Genomic DNA, 13,222 nt, shown 5'->3' on the forward strand with positions numbered 1-13,222 from the left:
TTGCCAATCGGTATGGATGAAGGGGCCAGGATCGGGCATGAAAAAATCGCTTCTGCTTGCTGTCTGCTGCCTGCTGCCCGCTCCGACCCTGGCGGACCTGCAGGCACTGACCTTCATCACCGAAGAGTACCCGCCTTACAACTTCCAGCGTAACGAGCGCCTGGAAGGCATCTCCATCGAGATACTCGAGCAGATCTTCGCGCATACCGAGACCCCGCTGACCCGGGATGATGTTCGCTACTTGCCGTGGGCGCGCGGCTACGATACCGCGCTGAACGAACCGGAGACGGTGCTGTTTTCCACCACCCGCACCGCCAAGCGCGAAGCGCTCTTCCAATGGGTTGGCCCCATCGCTACCGACCGGGTGTCCTTGATCGCGCGGCGCGACAGCGGCATTCAGCTGGCGAATACTGAGGCGCTGCTGGACAGCGACTACCGCATCGCCGTGATTCGTGAGGACATCGGTGCCCAGCGCCTGCAGGAAGCCGGCGTACCCGCCGAGCGCCTGCGCCCGGCGATCAACAACCTCAGCGCCCTGCGCATGCTGGATCGCGGCCGGGTCGACCTGTGGGCGTACAGCGAGGACGTGGCCTACTGGCTGATGGAGGAGAACGGCCTGCAGATCACCGATTTCATGCCGGTACTCAACCTCAGCGAGTCCGACCTCTACTATGCCCTGCACCAGGACACCGACCCGGCGCTGGTCGAACGCATGCAGTCGGCGCTGGATACCCTGCGCCGGCAGGGGAAGCTGCGCAAGCTCCTGGGTGGCACCATGGTGTTCAACACCGAGGCGTACCCTCCCTTCAATTTCCTGAACGCCGCCGGCGAGGTCGATGGACGCTCGACGCAGCTGCTCCGCAAGGCCCTGGAGGATGCTGGGTTGTCGGCCACCTTCCGCCTGCTCCCCTGGGCCCGCGCCTACACCGAGGCCCGGCTGCGCGACAACCACTGTGTCTACTCCACCACCCGCACCGAAGAGCGTGAGCCCCACTTCACCTGGATCGGGCCGCTGGCAACCAGTCACTGGTCGGCCTTCACACTGACCGAAAGCGACCTGGAACTGGACGCGCTGGACGCCCTCGAGAACCTGCGGGTGGGCAGTTTCCGCGAGGACGCCGTGGGGCAGTTCGTGGCCCAGCAAGGCATCCCGGTGGTAATGGCCAGCGCCGAGCACGAGAACATCGCGCGGCTCGAGGCGGGGCTGATCGATGTCTGGGTGACCGGTGAAGAGACCGCCCGCCACCTGGCCGACGACGCCGAGATCGCCCTGCACCGCCAGTTCCGGTTCCGCGAGGTGGACCTCTACCTCGCCTGCCACCCGTCGGTCCCCGACAGCTTCGTTACCCGCCTGCAAGCCGCCCTGGCATCCCGGCTCGACGACGGGCCGGCCGCTGCGCAGCCCCCCGGCGACGCCCCTTCCTCGGAAGCGCCCGCCTCATGAGCAAGCAGCCACCCCGACAAGCCAGCCGGCGACGGCGCAGCCTGACCGCCAAGCAGGCGGCACTGACCCTGGTGATCGCTCTGGTGCTGAGCATCATTGCCGGAGGGGTCGAGCTCGCCTCGGATGCCCGCACCATGCGCCAGGAGGTCCAGAGTCAGACACGCTACCTGATGGACCTGGTGCAGGGGACCGCCGCAGAAGCCGCCTTCCAGCTCAACCCGGAGCTGGCCGCCCAGGTGGCCGACGGCCTATTGGATGGCGAACACGTCGCCCGGGTGGAGATACGCGACGACTTCGATCGCACCATGGCGGTTCGGGAGCGCCCCGAGCAGAGCAGCGCCGGCCGGCTCACCCAGGCCCTTTTCGGCGACAGCCTGCACTACCAGCGCACCCTGACCTACGAGCTGGAGAACGAGGGCCCTGCCGAGACCGTGGGTGAGATCGAGCTGACCCTCTCCCTGGGCAGCCTGGGCCAGGCCTTCGCCGACCGCAGCCTGTTGATCGTCACGTTGGGTGTGCTCAAGGCGCTGGCCATTGCCGCCCTGGTGGTCGCCATCTTCCACCGGGTCATTACCCGCCCGCTGCTGCAGGTGCATGCCGCCATTGCGGCCAGCGACCCGCAGCGGCCGGGCCAGTGGCCCAAGCCCCGACTCAAGGGCCACAGCAATGACGAGCTGGGCCACCTGGTGGAGAGCCTGGACGACCTGCTCAAGGCCTTCCAGCACGGCCTGGATCAGCGCGACCGCTTCCACCAGATATCGACGGTGGATGGTCTCACCGGCATCGCCAATCGGCGCCGGTTCGACAGCTTCCTGATCGACTCTTGGCAGCGAGCCAGGCGCACTCGCACGCCGCTGTCGGTGATTTTCATCGACATCGACAACTTCAAGGACTTCAACGACCGCTACGGACACGTAAGCGGCGACGACACCCTGCGCGCCGTGGCCAACGCCCTGAGCGAAACGGTCAATCGCAGCACCGACCTGGTTGCCCGCTACGGCGGGGAGGAGTTCGTCTGCGTGCTGCCGGAAACCGATCTGGAGGGGGCCCGGCGGGTCGCCCGTCGCATTCGCGAGGCCATCCTGGCCCTGGCCATTCCCCACACCGGGTCGCCGGGTAACGATCGGGTCACCGCCAGCCTGGGGGTCGCCAGCGCCGTGCCAGACGAGGCCGGCATGACCTGCGAGGCGCTGCTGGAGCAGGCCGACCGGCAGCTCTATCGCGCGAAGCACCGGGGTCGCGACCAGATCGCCTCCAAGGCCTGACGCCACAGCGCCCCATCGCGGCGGCAAGCAAGGTGCCAGGGAGCCTCCGAGTGGTCAGTCTCAGCGCCGGTCGCCGCGTCCCTCGGACGCCTTACCCCCACCGCCCGGCGTCTCTTCCGGCTGCACGTCACTGCCCCGCTGCAGGCGCTCGATCGCCTCGCCGCCCTCCCGGGCCAGGGCCCCCAGGCGGCTGATCTGGTCATCCAGCCGGGGCAGCGCCTCCTGGCGGTAGCGGGAGAGATCGTCGATGGCCGCCATGACATCGCCGAAGGCCTCCTCCAGCGACTGCATGTCGAGCAGCGCCGAGGAGGCACGGGTCTGAATCTCCACCCCCTGGTGGCGCAGCGCCTTGGCGGTGCCGGCGATCATCTCCGAGGTGGTGGCGTTGAGGGACTCCACCCGGTCGAGCACCAGCCGCTGGTTGGCCAGCGCCAGGGCCACGGCGATGGCCACGGTCAGGGCCGAGACGGTCACGTGGATGGCCCGATCCACGCCGCGCATCAGCTCGCGGTTGTTGCGGATAATCACCTCCAGCGCCAGCACCCCCTGCTGGCTGACCGCCACCTGCTGCTGCAGGTCGACGATGCGCTGACGCAGCGGGAAGAGCAGCTCCTCCTCGATGAAGCGGCGCCGGTCGCTGTCCTCGTCGAGCCCTGCGGCGACCTGCTGCAGCCGGCGGTCGATCAGGCGCCCCAGGGCGATCTGGCGCTGCAGCCTGGCGAGAATCTCGCGCAGCGCCTCCTGATCATCCCCCAGGGTCAGGTTGTCGCGATGCAGCATGTCCCGCCCGGCCTCCAGGTCGGCGATGATCGCGTCCAGCGCCTGCTGGGCATTCTCGAACTTGCGGAAGTAGCGCTGCAGACGGCTGCCGGCGCCGGGGATCCTGGCCAACACCCGGTCGAGCCGCCCCGTCGACAGCCGGTGCTGGCGCGGGTCCAGCGCCTGCATCTTGCCGCGCAGGTCGACCAGCGCCTGGGCCACCGGCCCGCCGTCGTCGCCGTGGTGCGCCAGCTTGCGCAGCGGCGTCTGCAGCATGGCGCTCTGGTGGGCCGCCTGCTGCTGGAGCTCGAGCCCCATTTCGTCGACCGCGCGGCGCTGCTGCGCCAGGGTGTCGGCATCCTCGGCCCCGGCCAGCACCTCCTCGGCGAAGGCCTCGGCCATGGCCGCAAGCTCCGGGTCGTCGCTGACCGGCTCGTCGTCCTCGGGGGTCGTCTCGACCAGCTCGCGGGCAATCTCCTCCACCGGCGGCAGCGACAGCCGGGAGCCGTTCTCGGAGTGCTGGTTCATAAGTCTCTCATCCCCCTGGGTCCTACCTGAAAGCTAGCAGCCCGAGGCAGCTAGATACCATCGCTCGTCGACGTTTCAGACATAGCCTAACGCTGGCCGCTGCGGCCATAGCGCTCGGCGCGGCCGATGAAGCGGCGCAGCTCCTCGAGCGCCTGGTCGGTGGCCACCGACGCCTGCGGCCGCCCGGTCTCGATTCGCGCCATGGCCACCGCCGTGTCGTCGAGCAGGGTCAGGGCCGACTCGTTGCGGGCGGCGAGATGGCGCAGGCGACGCTCGGTGCCTTCAATCAGCTCCAGGCGCCGCTTCAGGGCAATGCGCTCCTCGACGGTGAGCCGTTCGCCCTCACGCTCCAGCCGGCGCCGCACGAAGTCGCCGTCAAGTCCCACCACGCCGCGGGCCTGGGAAGCCATGGAGGTGAGGTTGTCCACCGCCCCGAGACACACCTCGGTGACCAGGGTGCGTGAACGCTCGAAGGCCAGCTCGCTGCGGTCGAAGCGCCCTTCCAACACTTCCATGACATGGCCGTAGCGGCTATAGAGGCGGTCGGCCTGGATCGCCAGATCGGGACGGCGCACGTCGAGCAGCGCCTGCTTGGCCCGGCACAGGGCCAGCACCAGGTCATCGGCCTCTACCGGCGGGTTGGCCGGATCGAGCACCGCTACCCCAGTTTCGCGCGCTTCGCGCTCCTGCGCGGCGCGGCGGCGCCTCGCCTCCTCCTCGAGCCGTGCCTCGAGCCGCCGGCGATGCCGCCACTCCCGCCAGCGATACCAGCGCCGCTCCACGGGCAGGGCCACGGCGATCGCCACCAGACCCGCCAGCCACCCCGCCAGGCTGGGGCCAAAGCCACCCCACAGCGAGGTCAGCCACAGCAGCATGCTGAGAAAGGGGATCGCCAGGCAGTAGCGGAAGATCACCTGCAGGCGGCCGGGACGCTCGGTGGGCACCGCCAGCCGCGGATTCGCCAGCCCCAGCAGGCACCAGGGCACGCAGGTCAGAAAGAGTCCATAGGCAAATCCCTGCAGGAATCCCAGCATAGGCCTCGCTATCCGTTACCATTCGATGAGCCGCTCACAGCAGCAGGCTCAACGCCAGCGCCAGCGCTCCCACCAGCAGCGCGGTGATGACGGCCACATCCACCGCGCGGTCGAGCCAGCGGTCGAAATCTCCTTTGGCGGGACGCCGCGACTTGCGCCGTCGCGTTGCGCCGCGGCGCAGGCCGCGTCTCGAGCCGATGAGCCCCATGGTGGAAGTCCGATTTCACCGTTTCCCCTGAGCTTACGACGTGCGGCCCCCGCTGACTACCATTGCCGCAGGGGCGGGCCCAGGCCACGACAGGACGCGGGAATACCGCCGCGGGGATTGCATCCCGACAGCATTGGCCCGATGCTATGGAAACCCAGCAGGCTAATCATTTTTCCCGACCGGACGCCACCATGCTTCCACGCCTCGACAGGCCCCTCACCGCGCCGCCGCTGTCGGCACCCCGCCGCAGCGACCGGGCCGCCCACGCTCCGGCTGCCCGCCTTATTGCCCGGCGGGCGTGGCCATCATGACGCGGCCCGCTTGCGGGGCTCAGCTGGATCTGGCCGGGACCCTGCTCGGCATTCGCCGCATGGCGCCGCTGAGCCTGTTCGTGATCGTGTTCGGATTGGCCTTCGGCGTGGCCGCCCTGTCCCGGGGCCTCTCCGGCCTGGAGGCGGTACTGATGAGCGCCCTGGTGTTCGCCGGCGCCTCGCAGTTCGCCGCGCTGGAGCTGTGGGGACCACAGATCCCGCTGCTGCCGCTGATCGCCATCACCTTCGCCATCAACGCCCGCCACCTGCTGATGGGCGCGGCCATCCAACCCTGGCTGGCCCATCTGCCCAGCGGCCAGCGCTACGCCAGCGTGGCGGTGATGAGCGACTCCAACTGGGCCATGGCCGCCGCCGACTACCGCAACGGCGCCACCAATGTCGGCATGCTGGTGGGCGGCGGCCTCGCCCTGTGGCTGGCCTGGGTGCTGGGCACCCTGCTGGGCGTGGCGTTCGGCAGCGGCATCGAGGATCCCGAACGCTTCGGGCTCGACGTGATCATGGGCTGCTTCCTGCTGGCCATGCTGGTGGGCGGACAGCGCGACCTCGGCATGCTGCTGCCCTGGGCGGCAGCGGCACTCGCTGCCCTGGCGGCCATGGCCTGGCTGCCGCCGCATGCGCATGTGATCGTCGGCGCCCTGGCCGGCGGGCTGGTGGGCCTGCTGCTGCCGGGAGACCGGGAGAGGCAACCATGAGCCTGCCGGCAACGCTTACCGGCTCCCTAGCCGCCCTGGTGATCATGGCCCTGGTCACCTACCTGACCCGCAGCGGCGGCGTCTTCATCATGTCGCGCCTGCCCATCGGCCCAAGGATCGAGCGCTTCATCAACGCCATGGCCGGGTCGGTTCTGGTGGCGGTGATCACGCCCATGGCGGTGCAGGGCGACTGGGGCGCCCGCCTGGCGCTGGTGGCTACCCTCGGCGTGATGCTGGCTACCCGCAAACCGCTGCCGGCCATCCTCACCGGCATCCTTACCGCAGCGCTATGGCGGCTATGGTAGCCTGACGACGACTGGAACATTTCCGTCGCAGCGCCCTCCAAGGGCCAGCCATTCGTTAGGCCACCCCGGCCCAGGCGCACCCTTCTCTCGCTGGAGACGTCCATGACCGACCCCCATGACCCCCGCCGCAATCCCGCCTGGCACGCCGCCCAGCAGTGGCGGGAGCGCGCCCGCCAGACACACCCCTCCGGCGGCCTCGGCGGACTGAAACTGGTCCTGACCTGGCTGCTGTTCGGCATCATGTTGATCATCGGCACCGTGCTGGGGCTGTTCTTCCTGCTGCTCGGCTGGGCGATGCTGCCCATCGTCCGCTATCGCATGAAAAAGCGCCTCGAACGGCTGCGCGCCGAGCAGGCCGAGGACGTCGGTGGCGGGGTTCACTATCGGGAGGCCCGTTCCAGGGAGGCCCGTCATAGTCAAGGCGAGTTTCGCGACCAGCAGGTGCTGGAGGGCGACTACGAGGTGAAATCCGACGACCCGGCAAAAAAATGACCCGCCAGGGCGGCGGGCCAACAAGAGATAGTGTCATGCTTTCGCCCCGCCCTTGAATCCCCGGGCAGCCGGCTCAGGATGCCGGTTCGAGCAGCCGCTGCCAAAGGGCGGTGACGGCCTCTCGGTGGGCGCCGACCTCCGACGCTCGGCCGTTGGCCGGCTCGCGGGTCAGCGAACCGCGGTGAACGGCGCTGCGATAGGCCAGGTAGGCGTCGCGCAGGCGCCGACAATCCTCCCCTGGCAGCCGGCCGGTCGCTTCCAGCGTCTCCAGGATACGCATGTTGTCGCTGTAGGCGAGCAGGTCGGGCGCGTCATGGCCCATGGAGAGCACCGCAAACTGGCAGAGAAACTCGATGTCGACCATGCCGCCGGCGTCCTGCTTGAGGTCGAACTCGGCCGCCGCCCCCTTGCTGCCCAGGTGGTCGCGCATCTTGTGGCGCATCGCCACCACTTCCTGGCGTAGCGCCTCGACGTCGCGCCGGCGGCCGAGGATCTCCCGGCGCACGGCGTCGAAGCCCTCGGCCAGGCGGGGATGCCCGGCCACGACCCGGGCCCGCACCAGCGCCTGGTGCTCCCAGGTCCAGGCCTGGTGGCGCTGGTAGTCGGCAAAGGCCTCCAGCGACGTGACCAGCAGGCCCGAGTTGCCCGAAGGGCGCAGCCGCATGTCCACCTCGTAGAGGGTCCCCGCCGGCGTGACCGCGGTGAGCAGGTGAATGATGCGCTGCCCCAGGCGGGTGAAGAAGACCGGTGCATCGAGGGGGCGTGCGCCGTCGGTAGCGGCCCGGGAGTCGGCGTCGTGGATGAACACCAGGTCGAGGTCGGAGCCGTAGCCCAGCTCGATGCCCCCCAGCTTGCCATAGCCGACGATCAGAAACTCCGGCTCACCGCCGGCGCGGTAGCCGTCGCGGCGAAGCGGATGGCCGTGCTTGCGCACCAGATGGCGCCAGGCCATGGCCAACACCGCCTCCAGCAGCACCTCGGCGATATAGGTCAGGTAGTCGCTGACCTTCATCAGGTGGCGAGTGCCGGCCACGTCCGAGGCCGCCACCCTGAGCACGTGCGCATGCTTGAACACCCGCAGCGCCTCGAGCTGGGCCTCCTCGTCATCTTCGGGAATGCGACCCAGTGCCTGGCGCAGCTCATCGGCCAGGTTCGCCTTGTCGGCCGGCGTATAGAGGGTCTCGGGGGTGAGCAGTTCGTCGAGCAGCTGGGGATGGCGCGCCAGCTGCTCGGCGATCCAGGGGCTGGCACCGCACAGGTGCATTAGGTGCCCCAGCGCCTCGGGATTCTCGCGCAGCAGCGCCAGGTAGGCGGTGCGGCGCAGCACCGACTCGACCAGCGGCAGCACCCGCTCCAGCGCGGTATCCGGGGCCTCACTGCGTGACGCCGCATCGAGCAGCAGCGGCATCAGCGCCTCGAGCCGCTCGAAGCCGATCCGCTGCATGGCCTGCACCTGGCGGGAATGGCGCAGCGTGGCCAGCCGCCGCCGCGCCGTATCGGCGTCGGAAAACCCCGTACCCTCGAGCAGCACGCCGGCCTCGTCATCTTCGAGTTCACCGCACCACAGCGAGCGCCACTCCTCCAGAGAGACGCCCTCTTCGTCGGACGTATCGTCGGCCTCCTCGACCTCCGCCTCCGGGTCGGCGATCACCGCATCGAAGTGCTGGCGCACCCGCTCGCGCACCTCGTCTAGCCGTGCCATGACCGCCGGCCAGTCGGCCATTTCCAGCGCCAGGGCCACTCGCTCGCGGTCGAGATCATCGCCGGGCAGGCTCTGGGTCTGACGATCCTCCAGCGCCTGCAGGGCGTGCTCCAGGTCGCGCAGGAAGACATAGTCGGGGAGCAGTTCCTCGATCACCTCCCGGGGCAGCAGCCCGAGGTCGGGAAGCCGCTCCATTGCCGTCTTGAGGGACGTGACCTGCAGCTCGGTATCGCGCCCGCCGCGGATCAGTTGGAAGGCCTGAACCACGAACTCCACCTCGCGGATACCGCCCGGCCCCAGCTTGATATTGGCCTGCATGCCGCGTCGCTTGACCTCGCGGTTGATCAGCGCCTTCATCTCGCGCAGCGATTCAATGGCGCCAAAATCCAGGTACTTGCGGTAGACGAAGGGACGCAGGTTGGCAAGCAGCTCGTCGCCCGCCTCTCGGTCGCCGGCCACCGGCCGCGCCTTGAGCATGGCATAGCGCTCCCATTCGCGGCCCTGGTCCTGGTAGTAGCCGGCCAGCGAGGCGAAGCTGCCCACCAGCGGCCCGCCGTCACCCAGCGGGCGCAGGCGCATATCGACCCGGAAGGCGAAGCCGTCGGCGGTAACCGCATCCAGGGCGGTGATCAGCCGCTGCCCCAGCTTGGTGAAGTACTCCTGGTGGGTGAGCGACTTGCGCCCGCCTTCGGTCTCGCCCTTCTCGGGGAAGGCGAAGATTAGGTCGATATCCGAGGAGAGGTTGAGCTCGCCGGCACCGAGCTTGCCCATGCCCAGCACCACCAGGCGCTGCTCGCTGCCGTCACCGCGGGGCGCGGGCCGACCCCAGCGCGGCGCCAGGTGCGCCTCCAGCCAGCCGAGCGCCGCCTCCAGGCAAGTCTCGGCCAGCCGCGACACCGCCGCGGCGGTGGCCCACATGTCGGTGCCGGGCGGACGAGTCAGGTCGCGCCAGACGATGCCCAGCATGCGGGCGCGCCGAAAGCGGCGGATGGCGGCGTGCAGAGCGGCCTCGTCTTCGGCCGCCTCCAGGCGCTCCTCCAGCCAGTCGCGCAGGGTACCGGCCTCGGGGGGAGCATCCAGCTCGCCGCTGGCATCCAGATGGAGCAGCCAGTCAGGGTGGCGAACCAAGGTTTCAAGCGCAAAATCGGAGATCGCCAGCACCCGGGCCAGCTGCTCACGCCGGGACTCGGCCAGCGCCTGCCAGCTCTCCGAGGGTGGCTCCTGGTCGGTCATCTCGGCGACATTGTCGGCCTGCGCCAGGCTGTCGTGCAGGCGCTGCCAGGCTTGGGCCAGGGCTCCCTTGAGTGGCGCGGGGAGGTCACCGGTGGGTAGAAAGTCTTCGCTAAGGGCCATGGGCATCTCGTCTCGTCGCCGCTCGAATGCCCCCAGCATAGCGAAGGCGAAGCGCCGGCGGCACCCCGGCCCGACGCCACCCGTCAGCCGAGCAGCTTCTGAGCCGCGAGCAGAGTCCAGGTCAGCCCGGCCAGCGCCAGTGCCAGCATCACTGCCGCGGAGCTGATGTCCTTGGCCCGCCCGGAGAGCTCGTGATGCTCGGTGCCGATTCGGTCCACCACGCTCTCGATGGCGCTGTTGAGCAGCTCCACAATCAGCACCAGCAGCCCGCTGCCCACCAGCAGGATCCACTCGACCGGGCCCTCGCCGATCCACCAGGCCAGCGGCAGCAGGATCGCGAACAGCGCGAGTTCCTGGCGAAAGGCCGCCTCATGGCGGAAGGCGGCCTGCAGCCCCTTGAGGGAATAGCCGGTGGAGTGAACCAGATGCCGCCATCCCGTCTGTCCATGCTTCATGATCGCCTCTCCCTTTGCCGACGCCGTCAGTGGGCCTCGATCATACCAGTGAGGTCCTCGGCCAGCGGGTCGAGAACCTGGGCCCAGTTAAGCCAGGGCGTGGTGGCGGTGCCGTTGACCATCACGCTGAACACCCCCCAGCGGCCGGAGCGGGTGCGGAAGTAACCGCTCGCCGCGCGCACCGCCACCGGCTGGTTGAGGGTTCCGGTCTTGAGCATCACGTGGTGCTGGAAGGTCGGCGAGCCGCGCCGGATGAACCGCATTACCCCGTTACCCGGCGACTGGAAGCTGGCCACGAAGCTGGGAAACAGCGCCGGGCGATGGAACATGCTGGCCAGCAGCGCATTGGCCCCGCTGGCTGAAATGCGATTCTCCGGGGTCAGGCCGCTGCCGCTGCGCAGGCTGAGCGGCCCGTGGTCGGGAATCCCGGCCACGAAGTGCTCGATGGCCGCCGCGCCCTGCTCCAGATCGGCACGCGGCGTCTCCACCAGGTTGAGGGCCAGCACGTCGGCCATGAAGTTGTTGGAGTAGTTCATGGTGCGCAGCAGCAGCTCCTGCAACGGCTTGCCATCCACCGCCGCCAGGGTACGGACCCCGGCGGACGGCGGTTCGATACTCACCGCATAGCCGCCGCCCACCCGGATACCGCTCTGCTCGAGCATGGCCTGGAGCGTTCGGGCGGTCTGGCGTGCCGGGTCGCTGCTAGCGCGATAGACCTCCCGCGGCGCGGCGTTGAGCGAGATCTGGCCGCGCAGCGCCATGACATCCTCACCGTCGCGGGTGATGCGCTCGGCATCGAGCTCGGTGCCGCTGTTGGGCGGACGGGTCTCGACCCGGTTGTCGATCTCGACGATCGGCGACTGGCTGTCACAGCTGGTGATGCTTGCCGGCTCCCCCGCCGCCGCGCCCGGCGCCACGCTGACGCACCAGCTGCCGAAATTGACCCCGGCCGAGGAGAGCAGCGCACTGTAGGCGTTGGCCACCCGAGTCTGGGCCTGGCAGCGGTCGGTGGTGATGCAGGCCACGGGGCCATAGCGCCACTGGCTGACCACCAGCCGGCCTTCGATCTCACGCACCCCGCGCTGGTGCAGCCGCTGCGCCAGGCGCCACAGCTCCTCGGTGGTCAGCGCCGGATCGCCGCCGCCGTCGAGCAGCAGATCGCCGCGCAGGACACCGGCCTCGAGCTCGGCATCGCTGACCAGCCGCGTGGTGAAGCGGTGCTGAGGCCCCCAGCGGTCCAGGGCCGCCGCCGCCGCATAGGCCTTGGTGACCGAGGCCGGCGACAGCTGCCGGTCGGGCTCGATGGCGCCAAGCACCTCGTGGGAGTCCAGCAGGCGCGCTTCGGCGCCGATCAGAAAGCCTCGCTCGGCCAGACGAGCGAGCTCAGAGAACCCCGACGCCGCCGCCGTGATCGGCAGCAGCATCAGCGCACATAGCACAGCGAAACGGCGCAACATCTTATCTCCACTTAGCAGTCATCGACGCGCGGGGCGCCTGGCAAGGACGCAGCCAGTCTTTGGAAGAAGCCTAGTGCGCGCCAAAACGGGAAAACAGCTGGATCACCACCACCCCGGCAACGATCATCGCCATGCCCAGCACCGCCGGCAGGTCGGGGCGCTGGCCGTACACCACCAGCCCCACCAGGGCGACCAGCACGATCCCCAGGCCGGCCCAGATGGCGTAGGCAACGCCCACCGGAATGCTGCGCAGCACCAGCGACAGCAGATAGAACGCCAGTGCATAGCCCACCGCGACGGTGACGCTGGGCCACAGCCGGGTAAAGCCATCCGAGGCCTTCAGGGCGCTGGTGGCGACCACCTCGGCCACGATAGCCAGGGCCAGGTAGACAAAGGCCATGGGCGACTCCTTGGGGCTTGCGAAAGTCACGCCATTCTAGCCATGTGCTGCCCCGGCGTCAGGCCGAGGGCACCAGGGAGGGCGAATGGGGCAGAGTGGCCACCAGCCGCCACAAGGACTGACCGCTGGCGTGATACTTTTGTTCGAAGGGGGTGAGGCAGGATGCCGGCATATGGGGGGCCACCCCGGCCTGCACGCCCGTTGCCCGAGCCAGCGCCAGGGCGAACTCCTCCACGTAGAGGCACCAGTTGGAACGCAGCTCGAGCCGCCCGCCCAGCGCCAGCAGCGTCGGGAACACCGGATGACCGTGCCAGCGCATCTTGAGGTGCGCCGCCTTGGGGTAAGGGTTGGGGTAGAGCAGGTAGTGGCGCTGCGGCCGCCAGTCGGCCGCCAGCGCCAGGCGCCAGAAATCCACCAGATCGGCTCGCACCAGCAGCGCATTGGCCGGCAGCGGGCCATGGTCGCGGCTAAGCCGGTCGGCGCTGCGATCCACGCCAATGACGGCATGCTCGGGAAAGCGCTCCGCCAGGCGTCGGGTGGACACCCCCACGCCGCAGCCGGCATCCAGGATCAGCGGCGCCCCACGTCGTTCGAGCCAGGCCTCGGCCCGGATGAAGGCCTCGCGGGTGTGCCCGGCCAGCGGTTTGCGCAGCGGATGAGCCAGCGCTCGTTCGACGCGCCGGACCAAGTCGTCATGGGGGCCCGACTGATTGGTGGTGATGGTGCGGGAAGAGGCGTGCATGGACGGTCACTGTGGCCAGGCTGCAGGGCCGGGTAGTCTACCAGCCGGAGGGCG

The 13,222-nt window shown here is 69.2% G+C and carries 13 protein-coding genes; 5 read left to right on the top strand and 8 right to left on the bottom strand.

The annotated features are described in order from the left end of the window. Window positions 1-37 precede the first annotated feature (37 nt). Window positions 38-1,444, top strand: coding sequence for a substrate-binding periplasmic protein (locus ACZIYR_RS17280; protein WP_473031617.1), 1,407 nt, complete (start codon window positions 38-40; stop codon window positions 1,442-1,444). Further along, a complete protein-coding gene (locus tag ACZIYR_RS17285; protein WP_483527528.1) occupies window positions 1,441-2,709 on the top strand; it encodes a GGDEF domain-containing protein in 1,269 nt (422 codons plus the stop codon). Before ACZIYR_RS17280 ends, ACZIYR_RS17285 begins: the two co-directional genes overlap by 4 nt. A 60-nt stretch (window positions 2,710-2,769) precedes the next feature. Here ACZIYR_RS17285 and ACZIYR_RS17290 read toward each other — a convergent pair whose 3' ends face one another. From ACZIYR_RS17290 to ACZIYR_RS17300, 3 genes are all read right to left on the bottom strand, one after another. Next, complete coding sequence (locus ACZIYR_RS17290) at window positions 2,770-3,996, bottom strand: toxic anion resistance protein (RefSeq protein WP_483527529.1); 1,227 nt, start codon at window positions 3,994-3,996, stop codon at window positions 2,770-2,772. A gap of 86 nt (window positions 3,997-4,082) precedes the next feature. Then, window positions 4,083-5,030: a cobyrinic acid a,c-diamide synthase gene (locus tag ACZIYR_RS17295; RefSeq protein WP_473031620.1), complete on the bottom strand. Its 948-nt coding sequence runs from the start codon at window positions 5,028-5,030 to the stop codon at window positions 4,083-4,085. 34 nt (window positions 5,031-5,064) lie between these two features. After that, on the bottom strand, window positions 5,065-5,238 hold the full coding sequence (locus ACZIYR_RS17300; protein WP_473031621.1) for a hypothetical protein: 174 nt from the start codon (window positions 5,236-5,238) through the stop codon (window positions 5,065-5,067). 307 nt (window positions 5,239-5,545) lie between these two features. On the opposite strand from ACZIYR_RS17300, the gene ACZIYR_RS17305 reads away from it, so the two are divergent. From ACZIYR_RS17305 to ACZIYR_RS17315, 3 genes are all read left to right on the top strand, one after another. Next, entirely contained in the window at window positions 5,546-6,262 is a 717-nt protein-coding gene (locus ACZIYR_RS17305; protein WP_473031622.1) for an AzlC family ABC transporter permease, read from the top strand. Continuing rightward, window positions 6,259-6,567, top strand: a complete 309-nt coding sequence (locus tag ACZIYR_RS17310) for an AzlD family protein (protein ID WP_483527530.1) — start codon at window positions 6,259-6,261, stop codon at window positions 6,565-6,567. Before ACZIYR_RS17305 ends, ACZIYR_RS17310 begins: the two co-directional genes overlap by 4 nt. A 102-nt stretch (window positions 6,568-6,669) precedes the next feature. Further along, window positions 6,670-7,059 carry a hypothetical protein gene (locus tag ACZIYR_RS17315; RefSeq protein ID WP_473031624.1) on the top strand — a complete coding sequence of 130 codons (390 nt, stop codon included), beginning with the start codon at window positions 6,670-6,672 and terminating at the stop codon, window positions 7,057-7,059. A 73-nt stretch (window positions 7,060-7,132) separates the two neighbouring features. On the opposite strand, the gene glnE is transcribed toward ACZIYR_RS17315, so the two are convergent. The 5 genes from glnE to trmB all read right to left on the bottom strand — a co-directional run bounded on the left by glnE (window position 7,133) and on the right by trmB (window position 13,168). Continuing rightward, window positions 7,133-10,114 (bottom strand): bifunctional [glutamate--ammonia ligase]-adenylyl-L-tyrosine phosphorylase/[glutamate--ammonia-ligase] adenylyltransferase, encoded by a 2,982-nt coding sequence (glnE, locus tag ACZIYR_RS17320; RefSeq protein ID WP_483527531.1) that lies wholly within the window; start codon window positions 10,112-10,114, stop codon window positions 7,133-7,135. Between the two features lie 83 nt (window positions 10,115-10,197). After that, window positions 10,198-10,569 carry a diacylglycerol kinase gene (locus tag ACZIYR_RS17325; RefSeq protein WP_473031625.1) on the bottom strand — a complete coding sequence of 124 codons (372 nt, stop codon included), beginning with the start codon at window positions 10,567-10,569 and terminating at the stop codon, window positions 10,198-10,200. Between the two features lie 26 nt (window positions 10,570-10,595). Beyond that, window positions 10,596-12,026 (bottom strand): D-alanyl-D-alanine carboxypeptidase/D-alanyl-D-alanine endopeptidase, encoded by a 1,431-nt coding sequence (gene dacB / locus ACZIYR_RS17330; RefSeq protein WP_483527532.1) that lies wholly within the window; start codon window positions 12,024-12,026, stop codon window positions 10,596-10,598. Between the two features lie 70 nt (window positions 12,027-12,096). After that, complete coding sequence (locus ACZIYR_RS17335) at window positions 12,097-12,426, bottom strand: DMT family transporter (protein WP_473031627.1); 330 nt, start codon at window positions 12,424-12,426, stop codon at window positions 12,097-12,099. A gap of 58 nt (window positions 12,427-12,484) precedes the next feature. Continuing rightward, window positions 12,485-13,168 carry a tRNA (guanine(46)-N(7))-methyltransferase TrmB gene (gene trmB / locus ACZIYR_RS17340; RefSeq protein WP_483527533.1) on the bottom strand — a complete coding sequence of 228 codons (684 nt, stop codon included), beginning with the start codon at window positions 13,166-13,168 and terminating at the stop codon, window positions 12,485-12,487. Window positions 13,169-13,222: the final 54 nt, after the last annotated feature.

The sequence above is a fragment of the Billgrantia sp. NRB1 genome (assembly GCF_056921725.1).

Coding starts and splice junctions, on each gene's coding strand:
- ACZIYR_RS17280 (WP_473031617.1), top strand. CDS start 38: ATGAAAAAATCGCTTCTGCTTGCTGTCTGCTGCCTGCTGCCCGCTCCG.
- ACZIYR_RS17285 (WP_483527528.1), top strand. CDS start 1,441: ATGAGCAAGCAGCCACCCCGACAAGCCAGCCGGCGACGGCGCAGCCTG.
- ACZIYR_RS17290 (WP_483527529.1), bottom strand. CDS start 3,996: ATGAACCAGCACTCCGAGAACGGCTCCCGGCTGTCGCTGCCGCCGGTG.
- ACZIYR_RS17295 (WP_473031620.1), bottom strand. CDS start 5,030: ATGCTGGGATTCCTGCAGGGATTTGCCTATGGACTCTTTCTGACCTGC.
- ACZIYR_RS17300 (WP_473031621.1), bottom strand. CDS start 5,238: ATGGGGCTCATCGGCTCGAGACGCGGCCTGCGCCGCGGCGCAACGCGA.
- ACZIYR_RS17305 (WP_473031622.1), top strand. CDS start 5,546: ATGACGCGGCCCGCTTGCGGGGCTCAGCTGGATCTGGCCGGGACCCTG.
- ACZIYR_RS17310 (WP_483527530.1), top strand. CDS start 6,259: ATGAGCCTGCCGGCAACGCTTACCGGCTCCCTAGCCGCCCTGGTGATC.
- ACZIYR_RS17315 (WP_473031624.1), top strand. CDS start 6,670: ATGACCGACCCCCATGACCCCCGCCGCAATCCCGCCTGGCACGCCGCC.
- glnE (WP_483527531.1), bottom strand. CDS start 10,114: ATGGCCCTTAGCGAAGACTTTCTACCCACCGGTGACCTCCCCGCGCCA.
- ACZIYR_RS17325 (WP_473031625.1), bottom strand. CDS start 10,569: ATGAAGCATGGACAGACGGGATGGCGGCATCTGGTTCACTCCACCGGC.
- dacB (WP_483527532.1), bottom strand. CDS start 12,026: ATGTTGCGCCGTTTCGCTGTGCTATGTGCGCTGATGCTGCTGCCGATC.
- ACZIYR_RS17335 (WP_473031627.1), bottom strand. CDS start 12,426: ATGGCCTTTGTCTACCTGGCCCTGGCTATCGTGGCCGAGGTGGTCGCC.
- trmB (WP_483527533.1), bottom strand. CDS start 13,168: ATGCACGCCTCTTCCCGCACCATCACCACCAATCAGTCGGGCCCCCAT.